Raw genomic sequence first — 20,206 nt, forward strand, 5'->3', positions numbered from 1 at the left:
GGTCTTACCGGTATTACTGCATAACAAAACCGGTAAATAATACTTCTTCGACCACCGTCGATCCGGCGACTGCCGTCAAAGCGTCCTGCACGTTTTTTAAGGTCAGCGCTTTTAAGGTGTCTTTGCCAGCTGCGGTGATTAAATCGTCGGCATTGGCCATGCTGAATGTTTTCAGCATGGAGCTTTCAATCAACGGAATATGTTGTTTTGCCAGTTCTTCGTTACTTTGTCCACGCACCAACAACTGCGCCTTGATTTGTACTAACCGGTCGCGTGAAGCACCAGGTACGTTAAAGACAAAAGGCCGTGGCATCGACACGTATAACGCCGTGCCCATCGACACCGCACCCGCCTCACCCGTGGCCGCTCCTTCTGCCGCCGGTTCAGCAGCTGCGGCGGCTTCGCCTTCAACTGCGGCCGGTGGCGGCGCATCTGAGCCACTCAACATAAAATAACCACCAGCACCACCACCCAGCAGGACCACCGCCGCAGCGATGATAATTATTTTTTTCTTTTTCCCACCGCCATCAGCGATTTGCAGGTCTTTTTCAGCAGCCATAAGTACTCCGGTTATTAGGGTCTGTTGACCTTTTTTCTATTATTTACCGCATGTCCGACCAAAAGCAATCAACCTGTCACCAACAGCCAGATTTAACCGCAGATCACGCGTAATAATCGACCATCCGGTCCGACACCCTGACGATTGCCTGCTGCTGCAGTGGTTCATCACCGATATCCGTGCCCTGATCAAGCCCCTGATTGCGTTCGCGGGTCTGACGTTGTTCAGCAGAACCTTCACGCTGCTGGCTCACCTGGCCCTGAGTCAGCTCAATACCTTGCTCTTCCAGCATTTCCCGCAGCCTTGGCATTTGTTGCTCTAATGCTTCCTTGGCGCCAGCTTGTTGCACCACAAACTGTACTGAAAGTTGTTCCTGTTGCATCTGCACTTTAATTTGCATACTGCCCAGTTCTTCCGGCGCTAATCTAATCTCGGCACTTTGGATCTTCTGATTCACCTGAAACATCACCCGCTCTTTCAGCTGAGCTGCGGCAGTTGGCTCCAGTAAATTCAGCGACGGTTGTTCATTGTTGCTCAGATGGTCGTTTAACTTCGCAGCGAACAACTGTGAAGCAGCCTGTTGCTGTTGCTGCCCAGTCGAAGAGCCCATCGCGCTACCGCTACTGCTGATTGGCCGCTCTGTTTGCAGCAAGGTATTAAAAGCTGTCGGGGTGTCGGTATGCTGACCAGACAACACAACACTCAGCTCAGACAGTTTCGGTGATTGCTGCGCGGCCAGCTCCTGCAGCGGTTGGCTTTGTGTTTGTTCAGCTTGTTGTTGCTTCTGAACTAAAGATGCGGCGGCATTGGCGGCCTTTTGAAACTGAGCAAAACTTGGTGCTGCATTTTTTGCTTCCCTGGCTGTTGTTGCTGCAGTTGTCACACCTGCCAATATCGTACCTGGTGTTGTAAAGTCAGGGCTCACGTCAATCGGCAGCTCCACATCCACCGGCGCCGTGACCGAAGATTTGTGGCCTTTGCCATCGATCTGACTGAGCTGTGCGGCCACTGATCCGGCGCTGAGCTGTTGCATGACGCCCGAAGTCACAGGCGCTGCACTTGTTGTGGTTGCAGCAGTGCTGGCCAGAGTTTGTTGTTCAGTTGGAGTCGCAGCTTGTTGCTCGCTTGCTGCCCCAACCTGGCTTTGCTGATCTGGTTGATCAGTTTTAAGCAGTTCCCGCACATTCATTTGTTCAGCCGGTAGTTCAGCCGATAGTTTAGCCGGATGCGTATTGACCACTCTGTCTGAGTCAACGCCACTACCAGTGAGCTTCGCCTGGATGCTTGCCGCATCAACAGCGGCATCATCAGCCTGGTTGGCGGCAGATGGTGTCGTGGCGTCTTGCTTTCCTTCCGCAATATTGGCCAGAGCTGCATCCGCCAGCATTGTCGCGGCTTCACCAAGGCTAGCCAGTGCTGTACCGCTGGTGGCATTTTTTTCGCCCTGCAACTGTTCGGCTGTTTGAGCGGCATCGGCCATTTGCAAAGCCATCGTTGCTGCTTGCTCCGTCACCGGAACGCCCAACAAATCGGCGGCCACTGATTCAGCCGTTGTTAACAGACTTTCAGCGGTTGATGCAGTGGTCGAAGGCGCTGAAGATTGAGATAAAATTGCATTAAAATCATGAGATTGACTGATAATAGCCAGCCACGGACTTTGATTGGTTGGTTGCTCTTTATCAAGAGCTACAGTGTCAGTCTGACTGACCGCGGCCTCTTCGCTGCCTACAGTGATGGTTGATGCTTGCTGTGCGGCAACAGCGTCGGTTGCCGCCTGAGAATTGCAGTCACCTGGGGTGTCGGCCAGTATTTTTTCAGCCAAAGCTTTGGCAGCAAGAGCACTCTCCGCCTGACTTTCTTTGGCAGTTTGCGCTTGTTGCATCACCAAAGCGGCAACTTCCTGCCCGGTTTTTTTATCAGTCACTGCGTTGCTTTGTTGTTCCTGACTATCCAGCTCCGCATCCAACAATTCACTGAATTCAGCCTCGTCGTCAGCCGCATTCTGGCGCCAGGTCTCGTCAGCGGCCAGTTTGCTGTTGTCTGCAGATAAAAGCTGAAATGACTTATCAATGTGCATGCTGACTCCGGGACTTATCACTGGCAGAATTGCCGCTACCGTTATGTGTCGTTGAATGTTCCAATGACGATTAACTATTCAAAATCCGCGCCACATTCTTCAAATCGCGCTGAATTTACCTGGTTCACTGATTTTATTGCTCGGTCGCCTGCAAACGACGGAAAAACTGCTGTGTGGCCATTTCGTCCAGCATTTTTTGTTCTTGTTTTTGTACCCGGACATAAGCAGCCTGCAGCTCTTTATCAATCAATAAATCCAGTGCTTTACGCTTTTTCTGCATCGCCAGCCAGGCGCTGCGGCGCATATCGGCGACGCGTTGCGCTTGTTGCACCTGCATATTTTGTTGCGTCAGTGCTTGATCGAGCTTGGTAATGAAGTTCAGATATTGGTTAAATTGGCGGCTGGCGATACCTTCGGCACCACGTTGCTGACTCTGCCGGATATAGTCGGTGCGATAATTGGCAAGCCCGGTATATTTCTCGACCGCCAGCTGCGCAAACTGGTGCGCCTGCACAAATTGCGCTTGCAGTTTTTCTTCTTTTTCCAGCTGAACTTTTGCCAGCAATTGCAGTTGTTTTAACGCCATGCTCAGAATCCTCTACCGGCTGGGATCAAACCTGCCAGGCCCGTTAAGCTGTCGTCGTAAGGCACGACATCGGTCATGCCTTGTTGCAAAAATTTGTTAATTCGCGGCATCAGACTAATCGCCTGATCCAGCATCGGATCCGAACCTTTGACATAAGCACCGATGGCTATCAGATCCTTGCTTTGACTGAAACTGGCATACAGCTGTTTAATATTTCGAGCCAATAATTGATGTTCCATACTGGTGACGGCCGGCATCACCCGGCTAATCGAACGTTCAATATCAATAGCTGGAAAATGGCCACTGTCGGCAAGCTGGCGCGACAGCACGATGTGGCCGTCTAAAATGGCCCGGGCGGCATCGGCAATCGGATCCTGTAAATCATCGCCTTCTGAGAGCACAGTATAAAAAGCCGTAATCGAACCCTGGCCTTCAGCACCGTTGCCCGCACGCTCCACCAGCGCCGGTAATTTGGCAAACACCGATGGCGGATAGCCTTTGGTGGCCGGTGGCTCACCCACGGCCAAGGCAATTTCCCGTTGCGCCTGGGCATAACGGGTAATGGAATCGAGCAGCAGCAACACATCCAAGCCCTGATCGCGGAAATATTCCGCCACCTGTACGGCGGTTTCACAGCCTTTAAGACGCATTAACGGTGACACATCAGCAGGCGCTGCGACCACCACCGAACGACTGCGACCGACATCACCGAGAATTTCGTCGATAAATTCTTTGACTTCCCGGCCCCGTTCGCCGACCAGCCCTACCACTATCACGTCAGCAGCGGTACCGCGGGTCATCATGCCCAAGAGCACCGATTTACCAACACCGGAGCCTGCAAACAAACCCATCCGCTGACCTTTGCCGACGGTGATAATGCTGTTGATCGCGCGCACGCCCACATCCAGCGGTTGCTTGATGGGTCGGCGTTGTAGTGGATTAATCGGTGGTTTTTTACCTTTACTGAATTCATTGGCGAGCACCGGGCCTTTACCGTCCAGTGGTTTACCGGCGCCATCAATCACCCGGCCAAGCAGCGCCATACTTAAGGGTACACCACGGTGATCCTGCAGTGGGGTAACACGGGCTCCCGGAACCACACCGGTGACATCGTCTTTAGGCATTAAGAAAATACGATCTTTGGCAAAACCAACCACTTCGGCTTCGAGCAGACCGTTGGCGGTTTCAACCACACAGGTTTGGCCGATCGCCGCCGAACATCCAGTCGCTTCCAGGGTTAGGCCAACCACCCGCACCAGACGACCAGCAACCACCGGCCGGTTTGGTTTAATGTATTGTTGTTGCTGCGCAAGGCGCTCTGCCAAAGTCATTGGGTTGGTCGTCGCACTGCTCATGAAAGTCCCTGCAAGCTCACGCCTGCGTCAATCTTCTGCCGCCTGTTCAGGCTTGATAGCGGGTTCTTGCAAAAAATGCTCCAGACTGCTTTGCAGCCGGGTTTTTAAGGTGCGGTCGACACTGGATTCAGTACTTTCCACCCGGCAATCACCGCGTTCCAGCGCCGGTTCACTGCGGATTTGCCACAACCTTTCGGCAATGTCTTCAGGGCTGTAATGCTGCTGAATAACAGCGACATCTGCCGGATGCAATTTGATAATCAATTTATCAGCCTGATAAGGTAACGCATCCACCGCTTCACGTAAGGTATTTAAAATACACTGTGGATTGGTTTTAACTTCAACCCCAATAACCGCTTGCGCCATCTGCAGCGCTAAATGCAGCAAAGATTGTTCAACTTCGGCGTCAACTTTTTGTAGCGGTTGTTGCAGCTGATTCATAAGAAATTGCAACTGTGCCAGTTGATCGCGGATCAACTGCTCGCCTTCGCTCAAACCTTGTTTTTTGCCTTCGGCCTGGCCTTGTAGCAGACCATCCTGATAACCCTGCTCACGACCTTCACTATAACCCTGACCAAAGCCCTCTTCTTTACCCTGACTGCTCCCTTCATCAAACGCCGCCTGGCGAATTTGCTCGATATCGTCGGCCGTCAGCGGTTTAATCACCAGTTCTTCTTCGTTTTTGGCCGACAAGCGTTCGCCCGGCTCCGGCCGTTTTTTGTACAGAGCATTGGTTTTGTACAGACTGGCTGGCGAAACTACCGGCATCGTAGATTCAGTTGGCGCAGCTTTTTGTGCCGGCGCTGTTTTTGCGGCCGGTTCGTCATCACTGATCCGCGGTGGCTTATCCCAATCGTTCAAGATGTCCATGACTCCCGGATCTGGCTTAAAAGGCCGGTTTTGCTGAAACATATTTGTCGTCATTTATCACTGCTCAATGCTGACACCTGGGTTGAATGGCCGGATTTCACGCGGTGGCATTGTTTAAACGACCGCTACAAAACCCGGAGCATATATCATTACCGACATCCTTACAGGAAGTCTTCGCCACCGCCACCGCCCAACATAATTTCGCCGGCATCGGCCAGACGACGGGCCGTTGACAGAATTTCTTTCTGCGCAGTTTCCACTTCGCTGACCCGCACCGGGCCCATCGCTTCCAAATCGTCAGCCAGCATTTCGGCGGCACGTTTGGACATATTTTTCAGAATTTTCTCTTTCAGGTTTTCGTCAGCGCCTTTGAGTGCTTTCATCAGCACATCTTGCTGCACTTCACGCAGAATGGCCTGAATAGCCCGGTCGTCCACTTCCAGTAAGTTTTCGAACACAAACATTAAGTCCTGAATTTGCTGCGCCATTTCTTCGTCGTGTTCGCGGATAGAATCCATCAATTGACCTTCGACGTTGGTGTCGAGGTAGTTCATGATATCGGCAGCGGCTTTGAGGCCACCCATCTTCGCGGCCTGGGCACCAGCTTGACCAGCAAACTGTTTCTCCATGATCTCGTTTAATTCTTGCAGTGCCGCTGGTTGTACTTCTTCCAGGTTGGCGATGCGCATCGTTAAATCGAGCCGGACTTTTTCCGGGAACTGCGACAAAATTTCCGCCGATTGCTCGGGTTCCAGATAAGACAATACAATCGTTTGGATCTGCGGGTGCTCGTTGCGGATGATATTCGCGACCTGCTTCGAGTCCATCCATTTCAGCGAATCTAAACCTTTGGCGCCACCACCCAAAATAATCTGGTCGATTAAGTTCGAGGCTTTTTCTTCACCCAACGCGGCCGTTAAGGCGCGGCGGATAAAGTCTTCGCTCTGGAAGCCGATGGTACTAAAGTTCTGAATCTGTTCGATAAACAGCCGGTGCACTGCTGAGATTTTCGCCTGGTTCAGATCTTCAATCGAAGCCATCGCCATACCGACTTTCTGCACCTGCTTTGGCTCTAAATGTTTCAGGATCTGGGCGGCATCCTCTTCTGACAAGCTCAGCAGCAGGATGGCGGCCTTTTCAACCCCGTCTAATTTACCGACATCAAAGGCCGGTTTTTGAGTGGTATCAACGTTACTCATCTTCAGCTAACCAATTTTTCACGACCAGAGAGGAAAGTTCAGGTTCATTGGCAACCAATGCCCGCACCGCTTTTAATAAGTCTTCATCACCATGTAAGTCTGGCAGCATCAAGGTACCATCGGCGGCAAAGCCGACAGACTTGGCGTCAAACTCTTTACTCAGCATGTCGATGGTATCATCACCCAGGTCCAGACCACGCGATAATGAATTCTCATCGTAAGATTCGCTGGTATCTTCAGGGTAGATTAGTTTTTTGATCATTGGTTTCACGATGGCCATGATGAGCACAATAATCACCAGCGCCGCCAGCACCAATCGCATCATTTCCATAAACCAGGGTTGTTCAAATATTTCGAGTTGTTTCTCTTCGACCAGCGCTTCTCGGGTGAACGGTACTGAAACCACTTCAATGGTGTCGCCACGCTGCACATCAAAACCGATACCACCTTGTAGTAGCCTGCGAATATTTTGCAGTTCAGCCTGAGCCCTGGCTGCTGGCGCGGCGGCCGCGTCACCAACCGGTGGCGCCATTTTATAATCCACAGCGACCGACACACTTAAACGTCTGATCACGCCAGATTGCTGCGTTGAATGGCTGATAGTGGTATCAAGTTCATAGTTGCGGGTTGATTCTTTGCTATTGCGCCCTGGCACCACCGGCGGATTACCATCGGTTGCTTTTTCCGGGATGTTTGAATCTAACGGCGGTTGATTCGACAATGCGCCCGGAATACCCATCGATCCGCCACCCACGCTGTTTTCTTCAATGGTCATTTCACTGCGCACTGCTGGCAAATCCGGGTTAAACCGTTTTTGCGTTTGTTCAGTGGTGGTGAAATCCATCAGCAAGTCGACTTGCGCGGTGTAGTTATCGATGCCCAACACCGGGATCAGGATAGAGTCAATTTTCTGACGATATTCTTCTTCGCGTTTTTGTTCAATTTCATACTCACGGCGCGAGCGTGCTGAGCTGGCATCTTGCGAGCCGCTATTCAGTAAACGACCGTTTTGATCGGTAACCGTGACTTTGGCAGGCTCCAGTCCCTGCACCGCAGAAGCGACTAAATCAACAATCGCATCCACTTCGCCATCTTTAATGGTTTTGCCACCTTTGGCGGTAATCATCACCGTCGCAGATGGCAGCTTTTCAGTACGGGCGAAAATATTTTCTTTTGGAATGGCCAGTAATACCCTGGCGCGGGCGATGCTTTGGAACTCTTCAATGGTGCGGGCTAATTGCTGTTCGCGGCTATGTTTTAACCTTTCCATTTCCAGCCGCTGACTCACGCCAAAACCGCTGTCCTGCATCAGAATATCATCACCGCTGTTCGTTTCCGGTTGAATACCGGCACGGGTCAGCCCCAGTTTCAGATCCTGATAACGATCACCGGGCACCAGAATCACGTTCCCTTCCAGTTTGTAGTCAACTTTTTGCCCGTCCAGATAATCGAGATGCTGAATAAGTTCAGCCGTTTCGAAGGTACCGAGCGGGCGCATTTCCGGCTCGCGTGCCCACAGAATAATTAAAATAGCGATGGCAATACAAATGGTTAACGCGACAATCAGCGTGACTTGCCGCACGATATCCATGCCACCCATCGAGCCCAGGAAACCAGACTTTTGTTCCTGCTGACTTTGGTCAGCCATCGGCGCATCGCCAAAGTCACTACTGCTTAAAGTCAGTTCAGTTGAGGTAGATTCAGCCACAGTTTATTCCCCCTTACACCGGCATCGACATAACTTCTTTATAAGCTTCGACCAGCTTATTCCGAATTTGCACTGTTGCTTCAAAGGCAATCGACGATTTTTGACCGGCAATCATCGCCTGGGCTAACGACACATTGGGGTCGCCCATTTCAACTGCGGTCGCCAATGTGTTGCTTTGCTGTTGTAAGCCATTGACATTGTCGATGGCCTGTTTCAGTAAACTGGAGAAGTCAGATTGACTGCTGTTCTGAACCTGCATTTCCTGCGGGCGGATATCATTAGAAATGTTGCGGGCCTGGTTGGCATACGACTGCATTTCCTGAAATAAAGCGGCGCCTTTGATGTCCATTACTGTTTACCTGTTGCGGTGGTGTAAAACCAGAATAAGCAGATAAAGCACAAGGCGTGCCACAATTTATTTGTTTACTTTCAATCAGTTATGAATGATTTCATCTGTCAAAAAGCTGACAACTGGAGCGGTGAGCAGAAATGGTGAGCAGAAAGAGAAATGCTGGGCCTTGCTGTGAGCTTGACGTTGAGGCTAAACCCAAACGCGAAAAATAGCCAAAACACCCAGCAAATGTTGATCATCCGCTGAGCGTTTTTTACCACGGCCAAAAACGGTTTAAGCTGGTAACTGAATACCAGACTCACGCATCCGCGCCAGCTTATATCTTAACGTCCGGGCACTGATGCCAAGCTTTTCTGCGACATCTTTACGCCGATTGGCACAAGCGCGCATCGTTTCCAGAATGATCCGGTGTTCTTGCTCGTAGACTTCTGATTTAAATACACTTAAGTCCGGATCTAACACCATCGACACCGGCTCGTCACCTTGCCAATCGCTGGGGCCTGAACCTAATTCCAGCAGAATATCGTCGGCGGTAATATCCGGCGCGGTGTGCACAATCAAGGCGCGTAGCATCACGTTATCCAGCTCGCGCACGTTGCCCGGCCAGTCGTGTTGCAATAATTTGCGCTGCGCAGCAGCGGTCAGATTCGGCACCGGTTCGCCCTGTTGCTGGCAATGCCGCTCTAATAAATGCCGGCATAACGGCAACACGTCTTCAATCCGATCGGCCAGCGCCGACCAGGTCAGTGGAAACACATTCAGCCGGTAAAATAAGTCTTCGCGGAACAACCCTTGTTGCACGGTCTGGCGTAAATCGCGGTTGCTGGTGGCAATCACCCGCACATCCAGCTTGATGGTTTTGCGACTACCCAGCCGCTCCACTTCCCGCTCCTGCAGCACCCGCAGTAACTTCGCCTGCAGGTTTAAATCCATTTCGCTGATTTCATCCAGCAAAATAGTGCCTTGCTGCGCCTGTTCAAATTTACCCGGGCAGGCCTGAATAGCACCGGTAAAAGCACCTTTTTCGTAGCCGAACAACGTCGATTCCAGCATATTTTCCGGAATAGCGGCGCAGTTAATTGCAATAAACGGCCCTTCGTGGCGCGGTGATTGCTGGTGAATATAACGTGCCAGCACTTCCTTGCCCGAACCGCTTGGCCCAAGGACCATCACGCTGGCATCAGAGCGCGCTACTTTCGCGGCGAGTTTGACCAACTGCTGACTCACCGGCGCTGCAACGATTGGCTCAAAAGCGGCCACCTCATCTAAAGGCACATAACGACTCACCATATTCACCAATACTTGTGGCGAAAATGGCTTCGCCAGATAATCGACGGCACCTAAGCGAATGGCTTGTACAGCATCGTTGACCGTGGCGTACGCCGTCATCATCAACACCGGAATATTGTTGTAATTCAGTTTGATGGATTTCAACAGCTCCAGGCCGGAAATTCCGCCCATTTGCACATCGCTAATCACCAGTCTGATTTTATGCTGCTTCAGTAACTGCATCGCCTGCTCGGCGCTGTCTGCAGCAATCACCTGATATTGCGCCAGGCTTAATGTATCGACCAGTGCTTCACGCAACCCGGCGTCGTCTTCCACCACCAGAATTTTAGTGTGCTGCATTGTGCTGCTCCTCGGTTGAATTTATTGCTAAAGCCGTCGATTGGTACACCGGCAAAATCATTTCAAAACGTGCGCCACCGGATTTGCCGGTGATACACCGAACCCGGCCATTGTGGGAATGTGCCACCGCCTGCACCACGGCCAAGCCAAGGCCAGTGCCATTGCTGCGCGTGGTAAAAAACGGGTCAAAAATTTGTTGTTGCAGATGAACTGGCACACCAGGGCCATGATCTTCTACCGCTAATGTCACCAATTGGCCATCCAGACTTGCGATCGCCGACACTTCAATCCGCGCGCCGGGGCCTGCATGTTGCAAGGCATTTTGAATCAGGTTACCAACAGCACCACATAAGGCAGTGTGATTGCCGAGCACCGGTAAATCCGGCTCCGGTAATTCAACCACCAGCTCGCCGTCCTGCTGCTGCACCATGGCTTCAACCGACTGATGTACTTCACTGAGCAACTGCTGCATCGACAGCCGTTCCACCTGCTGTTCACGGCCAGAGCGCGCAAACAACAATAAATCATTCACTTGCTGCTCTAAATCCTGCAGTCGGTTCAGCAATTTATGCTGGAATTGCTGACGGGACGTCTGGTCGAGTTTTTGATTGGTCAGGTTTTGCGCGTAAAGCATGGCGCTGGATAACGGCGTGCGGATTTGATGCGCCAAAGACGCCATCATTTTGCCAAGGGCTGACAATCGTTGTAAATGGGCAACACGGCTTTGCAGTTGCCGGGTTTCAGTTAAGTCGGTTAGCACAATCAGCTGACCAGGTTCCGGCTGTAGCGAAGTAATCGCCAGTTGTACCCGGCGGCCATCATAGAGCGACACTTCCATACCATCGTCACTGCGCGGCCGGAAACTGCGGGTGATCACATCCAGCCAGCGCTGTCCGGTTAAAGGTTCACCGAGCATCGAAATGGCGACCGGATTGGCTTGTTGCACAAAACCACGCGCATCCAGCACCACGACGCCAGTCGGCAAGACCTGTAATAAATGTTGTAAGCGGGATAATTCGGCTTGTTCGGCTTGTTCGGTATTAAATTGGGGGCTAACCGGATCGGCGAATTGCTCAGCGGCAAGCTTAGGCGCTTTTGGCCAGGCGATGACGGCAGCAGAAACCACCGCCGGTTCTGGCAGCGTTGCCGCTTGAGATCCAAGCATGGCCAGTTCAAACAACGGCTGATAACTGTCGGCATTGCTGCCTGTCGCAGGCGCTGTTGCCAGGGTGGCGAAGCTGTTCATGGTGATCTCCGTTAGTCTTTAACACTAACGGCAATAAGCACAAAGCATGCCACACAAAAAGTTGTTTTAAATCAGCTGATTAAACTTAATTTTTGAGCCAATATTTTGACGTTTGTGAAATAACGGCTGTTAATCAGCAGCATCCAGCTCGTCGCGTCCTAAATTGTATTTACGCATTTTCTCCACCAAAGTGGTGCGGCGTAAGCACAAGATATCCGCAGCGCGTGCCACCACAAAATCATGCCGTTCTAACGCCTGGCTGATCAGCGTAATTTCTAAATCGGCCAAAAACTGCTTTAAATCGACACCGTCATCCGGCAATACGTTAAAGCCGTTGTTGTCGCTATGCTGGGCAAAATGGGCGTCACCTTCGCTGTCATCGTCCTCATTAAACTGGAACAATTCATTGATGGCGTCGCGCTCTAACAAAGCTTCCGGATAATGCGGCACATAACTATCAACTTCGATATGGCGATATTTCAGCGGGAGTTCGGCGACATCAATCACCTGATGCGGAAACATAATACCCAGCCGCTCAACAAGATTTGCCAGCTCACGCACGTTGCCGGGCCAGCCGTGTAATTTCAGACTGGCGATCGCCCGTTCAGTGAACTTAATGGCTGCTTGGCCGTGTTGCTCCAGCCGCTGCTGCAATTCCTGCAACAACAGAGGCAAATCGTCCGGACGGTCTTTTAATGCCGGCGTTTCAATTGGAAAAACGTTCAGTCGGTAAAATAAATCTTCGCGAAAGCGGCCTTCTTCGATCATCCCTTCGAGCTGACGATGGGTTGCGGCGATGATCCGCACATCAGCGCGAATGGGTTGGTTGCCGCCGACCCGTTCGTAAATCCGCTCCTGCAACACCCGTAATAATTTAACCTGCATCGGCAGTGGCATATCGCCAATTTCATCTAAGAATAAGGTGCCACCTTGCGCGAGCTCAAAACGGCCTTTGCGGGTCGAAATGGCGCCGGTAAAAGCACCTTTTTCGTGGCCGAATAATTCACTTTCTAATAGCTCTGCCGGAATAGCACCACAGTTGATGGGTACAAATGGCCCGTCGGCGCGATGCGATAACACATGAATATTGCGCGCCACCACTTCTTTACCAGTCCCGGAATCGCCAAGGATCAGCACATTAGCGTCGGTGCGTGCGACTTGCTGAATGAGAAACCGGACTTGTTGCATCTGGGCTGAAATACCGACCATGCCGACAAATCGCGCTTGGGATTCCTGTGCACGTTGGCCGGGTAATAACCGGTGATATTCCTGGCAATCGCGCAGATGCTGCGTCAACGACGCATACGCAAAAGGCTCGCTTAACAGGCCCACGACATTGGCATGCCGCAATAGAGGTTTCAGTGTTTCGCCAAGCAATAAAAAGGCGGTGGCAGGATGTTGTTCGATGAGCTGTTCGTGTTGCTGGCCGACTAAAGCCCCCAGCAGCACCACAGCTTTGGGGTCAATCGCCAGCTGCGCCAGCAATTGCGTTTCATCAACAATTTGATGCGCTTCAGCGACAAAATTCAGAATGATACTCAGCCGTTGAGCACGTTGCTCTTGCTGATCAAGAATAAATAATCTGGGGATCATGGCGCTGGACTTTTTCTTGTGCTTTTAAAGCATTTTTGCAAAGCCAGCGCTGTCATGCAAGGTAAAACGCTAACTTTTTGACGCTACTGTCAAAAAACCAGCGTTTTAGGGGCATTTAATTACTTTTTATCCATTAAGCCAGCAGCTGCAGTGCTTGCTGCTCCGAAACCCGCCCTTGCGCTGCCACCGCATAAGATGCTTGTTCACGGATACTGGCTTGCGCCTGTTCGGTCGAAGCTTTGGCGTAATCGAGATCCTGAATACGGCTGATCGCCGCTTGTTGATTGACATTCTGGGTACTTAAATTGCGACCAGCGGAACTTAATGCATTTTGGGTTGCGCCCAGATCGGTGCGGTTGTTGTCAATTAACTGACTAGACTGGCGGATTTTCGACAGCGATTCGGCAGCTTTGGCAGAAGATGATAAATCCACACTAAAAGCACCACTGTCGGTGAGCTTCGTTTGTAAATCCTGAGTTTTGATATTGATACTGCCATTGCCGGTGGCGATACCGATATTGCTATCCTGATCAAATAACTTAATGCCGCCAAATTCAGTATTTTTAATCTGATCCTGAATGCCTGCTGCGTACGCATCGGCTTGTTTTTGCAGCGCTTGACGATCTGAGCTGGTTAACAAACCATTACCAGCCTGCACCGCCAGCCGGTCGATTTCATTCAGGCCATCGCTGATCCCTTGCAAGCCCTGGTCGGCAACCATTGCCAGCGAAATACCATCGTATACATTACGCTCGCCCTGCACCGTCGCGCCGTTGAGCTGCGTCAAGCGGTTGGCGATTTGCAAGCCTGCGGCATCATCAGCAGCGCTATTGATACGCTTGGCCGTTGCCAGTTTTTTCAGCAGGTTTTCATTTTCAGAATTGTTTAGTTTTAACAGCGATTCGCTTAAAGATGGGCCACCGATATTCATCACGACTACTCCGACGATGTGGGTTCTGGGTTGAGTTTAGCCCAATTCAGGGTCAAGCCAAAGCATTCATTTGTGCTTTTTTTCGCCAGCAGGCTGGGCATATAAAACATTAGCGCTAACTACTTCAGCTAAAAGCACTTTTAAAAAGTGGAATAGATTATGCTATTGTTTCAACATCGCGACATTAGGCGGCGAAACTCAGCGGCACAGCGCTCGCAAGTCGAAAAGGGGCACATATGTTTAACGGCAAAAATATCTTCATTACCGGTGGTACCGGCTCTTTTGGTCATAAATATACCCAGACGCTGCTTGAGCGATACAAACCGAATAAAATCATTATTTACTCCCGCGACGAGCTGAAGCAGTACGAGATGCAGCAGAAATATAATGCCTCTTGTATGCGTTATTTTATTGGCGATGTGCGGGATCAGGAACGGTTGATCCGAGCGATGCGCGGCGTCGATTACGTGATCCATGCCGCAGCGCTGAAGCAAGTACCAGCCGCCGAATACAACCCGATGGAATGTATTAAAACCAATATTAATGGCGCCGAGCATGTGATTAATGCCGCGATTGAAAATAACGTCGAAAAAGTCATCGCCCTTTCTACCGACAAAGCCGCAAATCCAATCAATCTGTATGGTGCGACTAAACTAGCGTCAGACAAGCTGTTTGTCGCCGCCAACAATATTGCCGGTGGCAGCAAACCGCGTTTTTCGGTGGTGCGTTACGGCAATGTGGTGGGTTCCCGTGGCTCAGTAGTACCATTTTTTGAAAAGCTCCGTGACAGCGGTGCCGACCATATTCCGATCACCCACCTGGAAATGACCCGCTTTTGGATTAGTCTGCAGCAAGGTGTTGATTTTGTGCTTAAAAATTTCGAACGGATGCTGGGTGGTGAAATTTTCGTCCCTAAAATTCCATCGATGCGGGTGGTCGATTTAGCCAAAGCAATAGCGCCAAATCTGCCGATCAAAGAAGTGGGAATTCGCCCGGGTGAAAAACTACATGAAATGATGTGTCCTGGGGATATGTCGTACAACACCTACGAATATGATGACCATTTTGTGATTGCCCCTTCGATCCAGTTTTCCAATCGTGGCAACAATTTCACCATTAACGCGCTGAAAGAAAATGGTCGGTTGGTAGCGCCTGGCACTGAGTATGTGTCTGATAAAAATCCACATTTTCTAACGGTGGAAGAATTAGTCGCCTTTAATCAGGCTGCTATGACATGATCCCCTACGGCCGTCAGAATATTGACGAAGCAGATATCGCTGCAGTACTTGACGTACTGCAGTCGGATTTTTTAACCCAAGGGCCGAAAGTTCCGGAATTTGAACTGGCGGTCAGTCAGCTGTGTCAGGTGAATTATGCTATCGCCGTCAATAGCGCCACTTCTGCGCTGCATCTGGCTTGTCTGGCATTAGGTGTAAGCAAAGGTGATATCGTCTGGACCAGCCCCATCAGCTTTGTGGCTTCGGCCAATTGCGCCCTGTATTGCGGTGCGACCATTGATTTTGTGGATGTGGATCCGGACAGCGGCTTAATGTCGGTCGCAGCTCTGGCCGAAAAATTACAACAAGCCGCAGCCGAGCAAAAATTACCCAAAGTATTAATCCCGGTACATCTGGCTGGCCACAGTTGCGAGATGGCGGCAATTCACGCCTTGTGTCAGCAGTACCAGATTAAAATAATTGAAGATGCGTCCCATGCCATAGGCGCAAGCTATCAGGGTAAGCCGGTTGGCGATTGTCAGTTTAGCGATATCTGTGTGTTTAGTTTCCATCCGGTCAAAATTATTACCACCGCGGAAGGCGGTATGGCGCTGACCAACGACCCGGCGCTTGCTGCGCAAATGCAGCTGCACCGAAGTCATGGTATTACCCGCGACCCGCAGGATATGACCGAACCCAGCCACGGCCCTTGGTATTATCAACAAATTGAACTGGGTTTTAATTACCGGCTGACTGAATTGCAGGCCGCGCTTGGGTTAAGTCAGCTTCACCGCTTGCCACAATTTTTAGCCGCCCGTCAGCAAGCTGTTGCGCAATATCAGCAGTTACTGCAAGATTTACCGCTACAATTGCCATCAGCCGCCTTCGATGGTGTCTCGGCCTGGCATTTATACATTATTCGACTGGACGATGCCGACCGTCGGCTGGCCGTGTTTGAAGCTCTGCGCGCAGCTGGTATTGGCGTGAATGTGCACTATATTCCCATTCACACCCAACCTTATTACCAACAGCTGGGTTTTCAGTGGGGTGATTTTCCGGGGGCTGAGAGTTTCTACAGTAAAATCATTAGTCTGCCAATGTATGCCGATTTAACTTATCCGATGCAGCAGCAAGTGGCGACTGCGCTAAAAGATGCGCTGTTACCGATTTTAGCGACCACCACCACGCAACAGGACTAACCACGATGAAACTTGCCGTGATCCCGGCGCGGGGTGGCAGCAAACGGATCCCGCGTAAAAATATCAAACTGTTTAACGGTAAACCGATGATTGCCTGGTCGATTGAAGCGGCTTTGTATAGCAAGATGTTTGACCAGGTGCTGGTGTCAACCGACGATGCTGAAATTGCCGAAGTCGCCGCGCAATATGGCGCGGCGGTGCCATTTATCCGCCCTGCCACTTTGGCCGACGACCTTACCGGCACTTCTGCCGTGGTGCGCCATGCGATCGACTGGGTCACCCAGCAACAATGGCATGCTGAACAAGGCCCGTTAGATATTGTTGCCTGCATTTATGCCACTGCCCCACTGTTAAGCGCCGCGTTATTGCAACAAGCGATGGCGTTATGGGCGCAGCAGCCAGCGCTGGATTACATCTTTTCCGGTTGTCGATTTAGTTTTCCCATTCAGCGGGCTTTATATCGGGATGCAAATGGCGCCGTTGCTCCGGTGCAACCGGATGCCATTGGCAAACGCTCGCAGGATTTAACCGAAACCTTTCATGATGCCGGCCAGTTTTATCTGGGCCGGGCGCAAAGTTGGTCGGAAGCGCGGCCGGTATTTTCGAAGTCATCGTATCTTTTTGAATTACCCCAACATCTGGTGCAGGATATCGACACCCTTGACGACTGGCGACGTGCTGAATTATTGCATCAGTTGATACTCAATCAAGTGGCACCGCCAAGCGCCAAGCCACCAAAGGCTGACTGATGCAGGTACTGTTTCGGGTTGATGCGTCGCTGTTGATTGGCTCTGGCCACCTGATGCGCTGCCTGACACTCGCCCGAGCCATGCGTGAACGCGGCTGGCAGGTTCGGTTTTGCTGTCGCGAACACCCTGGTCAGCAAATTCAGTTTATAGAGCATCAGGGCTTTGCTTGTCTGGTACTGCCGCTATTCGCTGTTGCAACTGAAATCTCACTATCCAGTACTGTACAACAAGGCGACCGCCAATGGTTGGGTGCCAGCGAAGCTGAAGACGCTGCCGCTGTCATCGATGCATTACAACAAGCAGCGCTAAAACCCGATTTGTTGGTGATCGATCATTATGGACTAGGCAGCCTGTTTGAAACAAAATTGCGTCAGTATTGCCGCAATATTCTGGTGATTGATGATTTGGCCAACCGCCAACACAACTGCGATTTTTTACTCGATCAAAATTTATTACCGGACGCCGATGGCCGCTACCAAGCTTTGCTGCCAGCTACTTGCCTACAATTTATCGGACCAGCTTATGCATTGCTGCGACCAGAATTTACCCAAGCCTCGACGTCAGAAGCTTCAGAACCGGCGCAAGCTATTGCGCTAACAAGAGATTTTTCAGCAACACCCCATCAACTGCTGGTGTTTTTCGGCGGCAGTGATCTCGACAATCTCACTACACTCGCCATTGCTGCGTTACAACAACTTCAGAATTTAGACTGGCTGGCCGATATTGTGGTTGGTTCAGCCAATCCGCACCTTCCGGTGTTGCAGCAGCTGTGTGAAGGGGACCATCGGCTAACCCTACATGTGCAAACGCCAGGGATGGCGATGCTGATGGCTAAAGCGCAGCTGATGATCGGCGGCGGCGGCTCGACCCACTGGGAAAGGTGTGCCATGGCATTGCCAGCACTGGTGGTCAGTCTGGCGCCAAACCAGCAGCCAACCAGCAGTTATCTGGCTGAACTTGGCGCTTGTGTTTACTTAGGTCATAGTTCCGAACTTAGCCGTGACCGATTAAGTACTGAAATCACAGCGCTGCTGCTGCAACCGGCAACACTGCAAGAAATGGCCGCAGCCGCTTCAAAGCTGGTGGCGCCGGAAGGTAGTTGTCAGCGACTGCTTGATGCATTGGCGAACAGACTGGAACATCAATCAAGTTAAGCGTTAGCGATTCAATCGCATAAACTTTGCTACAGCAGCAACAAAACTTCGATCCGGGCTTCTAGCTGCAGGATCCACAACTAAGAGTAGAGTTTTATGGCAGTAACCACCATCCAACTGGGTCATGTTCAGGTCGGCGCCGCACACCGGCCTTTGATTATTGCCGAATTGTCCGGCAATCATGATCAATCACTCGACAAAGCCCTCGCCATGGTGGACGCCGCCGCAGCTGCTGGCGCCCAGGCAATTAAACTGCAAACCTATACCGCCGACACCATGACGCTGGATATCGACAGCGGCGAGTTCTTTATCGATAACCCGGAAAGTCTCTGGGCCGGCACTTCGTTGTACAAGCTCTATCAAATTGCCCACACGCCGTGGGATTGGCATCAAGCCATCTTCGAGCGCGCCAATAGCCACGGTATGCTGGCCTTTAGCACCCCGTTTGATTTAACCGCAGTCGACTTTTTAGAGTCGCTCAACGTGCCTTGCTACAAGATTGCCTCTTTTGAAAATACCGATCATGCGTTATTAGCGGCGGTCGCGAAAACCGGCAAACCGGTGATTATGTCCACCGGTATGGCCAGCATTGCCGAGCTTGCCGATGCGGTGGATGTATTAAAACGTCACGGCTGTAACGAGCTGATGTTGCTTAAATGCACCAGCAATTATCCGGCGCGACCGGTTGATGCAAACTTGCTAACCATCCCCCATCTGGCGCAGTTATTTGACTGTCAGGCCGGGCTTTCCGACCACACCACTGGCATCGGCGTATCCATTGCCGCCGTGGCACTTGGCGCTACCGTGATTGAAAAACACTTTGTACTGGATCGCAGTGAAGGCGGTGTGGATGCCGAGTTTTCGCTGGAACCGTTTGAGATGAAACAGCTGGTCGACGAAACCGAACGTGCCTGGACCGCGCTGGGTAAGGTGCATTATGGTGTCACCGACAAAGAAATTGCTTCGCGTAAACATCGCCGCTCCTTGTATATCAGCACTGATTTAGCAGCGGGCACTGTGCTAAGCGCAGAAAATTTACGCGCTATTCGGCCTGGTCTTGGCTTAGCGCCGAAATACCTGGAGTTGGTGCTTGGACGGCAAGTGAAAGCGGATGTTAAACGTGGTACTGCACTTAGCTGGGATTTATTACTTTGACTGCTGAAATCCTGGATATCGAACCAAGCGACAGCATGTGGCACCAGCAAAAGATCAGCGAATTTTCGGTCGAACTACGACCACTGCAACGGCAGCAACTTGAATTATTACGCCAGTGGCGCAACGATCCAGTGATTGCAGCGCCAATGTTGCAGCAACAACTGATTAGCGCAGAAATGCAGCAACAATGGTTTGCGCGTGTTCAACAGGATAAACGTCAGGCGCAATTTGTGATTTACTACAAAGATGAAGCCATCGGCGCCTGTAATTTAAAAAGTGCCGATGGCCTGGAACTTGGACAAAGTGAAACCATTGAATCAGGCTTTTATCTGGCACACCCACGATTTCGCGGCACCCTTTTAGCATTTTTCCCGGCGCTGGCGCTGAATCAGTATTGCTTTAAAAGCCTGAACTGTAAGACACTGTTAGCACAAGTGAAACTGAGCAATAGCGCCGCTTTGCGCTTTAATGAAAAACTCGGTTATCAACGCCAGCCCGACAATGTCACAGTGCAGACTGGCGACGAATTAGCTGGCTTTGAACAGGTTGAGCTGGCGGTATTCACACTGAATAATGAAAATCATCTACAAGCAGCGGCAGCCTTTGCCCCATTTATCCGGAACTAAT

General features: G+C 51.1%; 18 protein-coding genes. 6 read left to right on the top strand and 12 right to left on the bottom strand.

What is annotated here, in order from left to right; genetic code table 11:
* Nucleotides 1–13 precede the first annotated feature (13 nt).
* From fliL to EOE67_RS03805, 12 genes are all read right to left on the bottom strand, one after another.
* Nucleotides 14–559 (bottom strand): flagellar basal body-associated protein FliL, encoded by a 546-nt coding sequence (fliL, locus tag EOE67_RS03750; protein WP_127697702.1) that lies wholly within the window; start codon nucleotides 557–559, stop codon nucleotides 14–16.
* 103 nt (nucleotides 560–662) lie between these two features.
* Nucleotides 663–2,636, bottom strand: coding sequence for a flagellar hook-length control protein FliK (locus EOE67_RS03755; protein ID WP_127697703.1), 1,974 nt, complete (start codon nucleotides 2,634–2,636; stop codon nucleotides 663–665).
* 133 nt (nucleotides 2,637–2,769) lie between these two features.
* Nucleotides 2,770–3,222 (bottom strand): flagellar export protein FliJ, encoded by a 453-nt coding sequence (gene fliJ / locus EOE67_RS03760; RefSeq protein ID WP_127697704.1) that lies wholly within the window; start codon nucleotides 3,220–3,222, stop codon nucleotides 2,770–2,772.
* Between the two features lie 2 nt (nucleotides 3,223–3,224).
* Nucleotides 3,225–4,577 carry a flagellar protein export ATPase FliI gene (gene fliI / locus EOE67_RS03765; protein WP_127697705.1) on the bottom strand — a complete coding sequence of 451 codons (1,353 nt, stop codon included), beginning with the start codon at nucleotides 4,575–4,577 and terminating at the stop codon, nucleotides 3,225–3,227.
* A 27-nt stretch (nucleotides 4,578–4,604) separates the two neighbouring features.
* Entirely contained in the window at nucleotides 4,605–5,501 is an 897-nt protein-coding gene (fliH, locus tag EOE67_RS03770; protein ID WP_127697706.1) for a flagellar assembly protein FliH, read from the bottom strand.
* Nucleotides 5,502–5,608: 107 nt separating this feature from the next.
* Nucleotides 5,609–6,646: a flagellar motor switch protein FliG gene (fliG, locus tag EOE67_RS03775; protein ID WP_068063852.1), complete on the bottom strand. Its 1,038-nt coding sequence runs from the start codon at nucleotides 6,644–6,646 to the stop codon at nucleotides 5,609–5,611.
* Nucleotides 6,639–8,354 (bottom strand): flagellar basal-body MS-ring/collar protein FliF, encoded by a 1,716-nt coding sequence (gene fliF / locus EOE67_RS03780; protein WP_127697707.1) that lies wholly within the window; start codon nucleotides 8,352–8,354, stop codon nucleotides 6,639–6,641. The genes fliG and fliF overlap by 8 nt, the downstream gene beginning before the upstream one ends.
* Before the next feature lie 13 nt (nucleotides 8,355–8,367).
* On the bottom strand, nucleotides 8,368–8,703 hold the full coding sequence (fliE, locus tag EOE67_RS03785; protein ID WP_127697708.1) for a flagellar hook-basal body complex protein FliE: 336 nt from the start codon (nucleotides 8,701–8,703) through the stop codon (nucleotides 8,368–8,370).
* Nucleotides 8,704–8,979: 276 nt separating this feature from the next.
* The gene (locus tag EOE67_RS03790; protein ID WP_127697709.1) at nucleotides 8,980–10,335 is read right to left on the bottom strand and encodes a sigma-54-dependent transcriptional regulator; all 1,356 of its coding nucleotides are present in this window, start codon (nucleotides 10,333–10,335) and stop codon (nucleotides 8,980–8,982) included.
* Nucleotides 10,322–11,581: a sensor histidine kinase gene (locus EOE67_RS03795; protein WP_240652705.1), complete on the bottom strand. Its 1,260-nt coding sequence runs from the start codon at nucleotides 11,579–11,581 to the stop codon at nucleotides 10,322–10,324. The genes EOE67_RS03790 and EOE67_RS03795 overlap by 14 nt, the downstream gene beginning before the upstream one ends.
* A 129-nt stretch (nucleotides 11,582–11,710) precedes the next feature.
* On the bottom strand, nucleotides 11,711–13,174 hold the full coding sequence (locus tag EOE67_RS03800; RefSeq protein WP_127697710.1) for a sigma-54 interaction domain-containing protein: 1,464 nt from the start codon (nucleotides 13,172–13,174) through the stop codon (nucleotides 11,711–11,713).
* A 133-nt stretch (nucleotides 13,175–13,307) separates the two neighbouring features.
* Nucleotides 13,308–14,105, bottom strand: a complete 798-nt coding sequence (locus EOE67_RS03805; protein ID WP_127697711.1) for a flagellin — start codon at nucleotides 14,103–14,105, stop codon at nucleotides 13,308–13,310.
* Nucleotides 14,106–14,341: 236 nt separating this feature from the next.
* Between EOE67_RS03805 and pseB the strand changes: the two genes are divergently transcribed.
* The 6 genes from pseB to EOE67_RS03835 all read left to right on the top strand — a co-directional run bounded on the left by pseB (nucleotide 14,342) and on the right by EOE67_RS03835 (nucleotide 20,205).
* Nucleotides 14,342–15,343, top strand: coding sequence for a UDP-N-acetylglucosamine 4,6-dehydratase (inverting) (gene pseB / locus EOE67_RS03810; protein ID WP_127697712.1), 1,002 nt, complete (start codon nucleotides 14,342–14,344; stop codon nucleotides 15,341–15,343).
* Entirely contained in the window at nucleotides 15,340–16,521 is a 1,182-nt protein-coding gene (pseC, locus tag EOE67_RS03815; RefSeq protein WP_127697713.1) for a UDP-4-amino-4,6-dideoxy-N-acetyl-beta-L-altrosamine transaminase, read from the top strand. Before pseB ends, pseC begins: the two co-directional genes overlap by 4 nt.
* 5 nt (nucleotides 16,522–16,526) lie before the next feature.
* Nucleotides 16,527–17,270 carry a pseudaminic acid cytidylyltransferase gene (pseF, locus tag EOE67_RS03820; protein ID WP_127697714.1) on the top strand — a complete coding sequence of 248 codons (744 nt, stop codon included), beginning with the start codon at nucleotides 16,527–16,529 and terminating at the stop codon, nucleotides 17,268–17,270.
* Nucleotides 17,270–18,424 (top strand): UDP-2,4-diacetamido-2,4,6-trideoxy-beta-L-altropyranose hydrolase, encoded by a 1,155-nt coding sequence (pseG, locus tag EOE67_RS03825; protein ID WP_127697715.1) that lies wholly within the window; start codon nucleotides 17,270–17,272, stop codon nucleotides 18,422–18,424. The genes pseF and pseG overlap by 1 nt, the downstream gene beginning before the upstream one ends.
* A gap of 96 nt (nucleotides 18,425–18,520) precedes the next feature.
* Entirely contained in the window at nucleotides 18,521–19,579 is a 1,059-nt protein-coding gene (gene pseI, locus EOE67_RS03830; protein ID WP_127697716.1) for a pseudaminic acid synthase, read from the top strand.
* Nucleotides 19,576–20,205, top strand: coding sequence for a GNAT family N-acetyltransferase (locus EOE67_RS03835; protein ID WP_240652706.1), 630 nt, complete (start codon nucleotides 19,576–19,578; stop codon nucleotides 20,203–20,205). The genes pseI and EOE67_RS03835 overlap by 4 nt, the downstream gene beginning before the upstream one ends.
* Nucleotide 20,206: the final 1 nt, after the last annotated feature.

It is taken from the genome of Rheinheimera riviphila (assembly GCF_004005945.1).
Taxonomy (GTDB): Bacteria; Pseudomonadota; Gammaproteobacteria; order Enterobacterales; family Alteromonadaceae; genus Pararheinheimera; species Pararheinheimera riviphila.

Bases quoted from the DNA above. Each gene is read 5' to 3' on its own strand.
- pseC (WP_127697713.1), top strand. From the start codon at position 15,340: ATGATCCCCTACGGCCGTCAGAATATTGACGAAGCAGATATCGCTGCA.
- fliL (WP_127697702.1), bottom strand. From the start codon at position 559: ATGGCTGCTGAAAAAGACCTGCAAATCGCTGATGGCGGTGGGAAAAAG.
- pseB (WP_127697712.1), top strand. From the start codon at position 14,342: ATGTTTAACGGCAAAAATATCTTCATTACCGGTGGTACCGGCTCTTTT.
- fliJ (WP_127697704.1), bottom strand. From the start codon at position 3,222: ATGGCGTTAAAACAACTGCAATTGCTGGCAAAAGTTCAGCTGGAAAAA.
- EOE67_RS03795 (WP_240652705.1), bottom strand. From the start codon at position 11,581: ATGAACAGCTTCGCCACCCTGGCAACAGCGCCTGCGACAGGCAGCAAT.
- pseF (WP_127697714.1), top strand. From the start codon at position 16,527: ATGAAACTTGCCGTGATCCCGGCGCGGGGTGGCAGCAAACGGATCCCG.
- EOE67_RS03755 (WP_127697703.1), bottom strand. From the start codon at position 2,636: ATGCACATTGATAAGTCATTTCAGCTTTTATCTGCAGACAACAGCAAA.
- EOE67_RS03790 (WP_127697709.1), bottom strand. From the start codon at position 10,335: ATGCAGCACACTAAAATTCTGGTGGTGGAAGACGACGCCGGGTTGCGT.
- fliH (WP_127697706.1), bottom strand. From the start codon at position 5,501: ATGACGACAAATATGTTTCAGCAAAACCGGCCTTTTAAGCCAGATCCG.
- pseI (WP_127697716.1), top strand. From the start codon at position 18,521: ATGGCAGTAACCACCATCCAACTGGGTCATGTTCAGGTCGGCGCCGCA.
- fliI (WP_127697705.1), bottom strand. From the start codon at position 4,577: ATGAGCAGTGCGACGACCAACCCAATGACTTTGGCAGAGCGCCTTGCG.
- EOE67_RS03800 (WP_127697710.1), bottom strand. From the start codon at position 13,174: ATGATCCCCAGATTATTTATTCTTGATCAGCAAGAGCAACGTGCTCAA.
- fliG (WP_068063852.1), bottom strand. From the start codon at position 6,646: ATGAGTAACGTTGATACCACTCAAAAACCGGCCTTTGATGTCGGTAAA.
- pseG (WP_127697715.1), top strand. From the start codon at position 17,270: ATGCAGGTACTGTTTCGGGTTGATGCGTCGCTGTTGATTGGCTCTGGC.
- fliE (WP_127697708.1), bottom strand. From the start codon at position 8,703: ATGGACATCAAAGGCGCCGCTTTATTTCAGGAAATGCAGTCGTATGCC.
- EOE67_RS03805 (WP_127697711.1), bottom strand. From the start codon at position 14,105: ATGAATATCGGTGGCCCATCTTTAAGCGAATCGCTGTTAAAACTAAAC.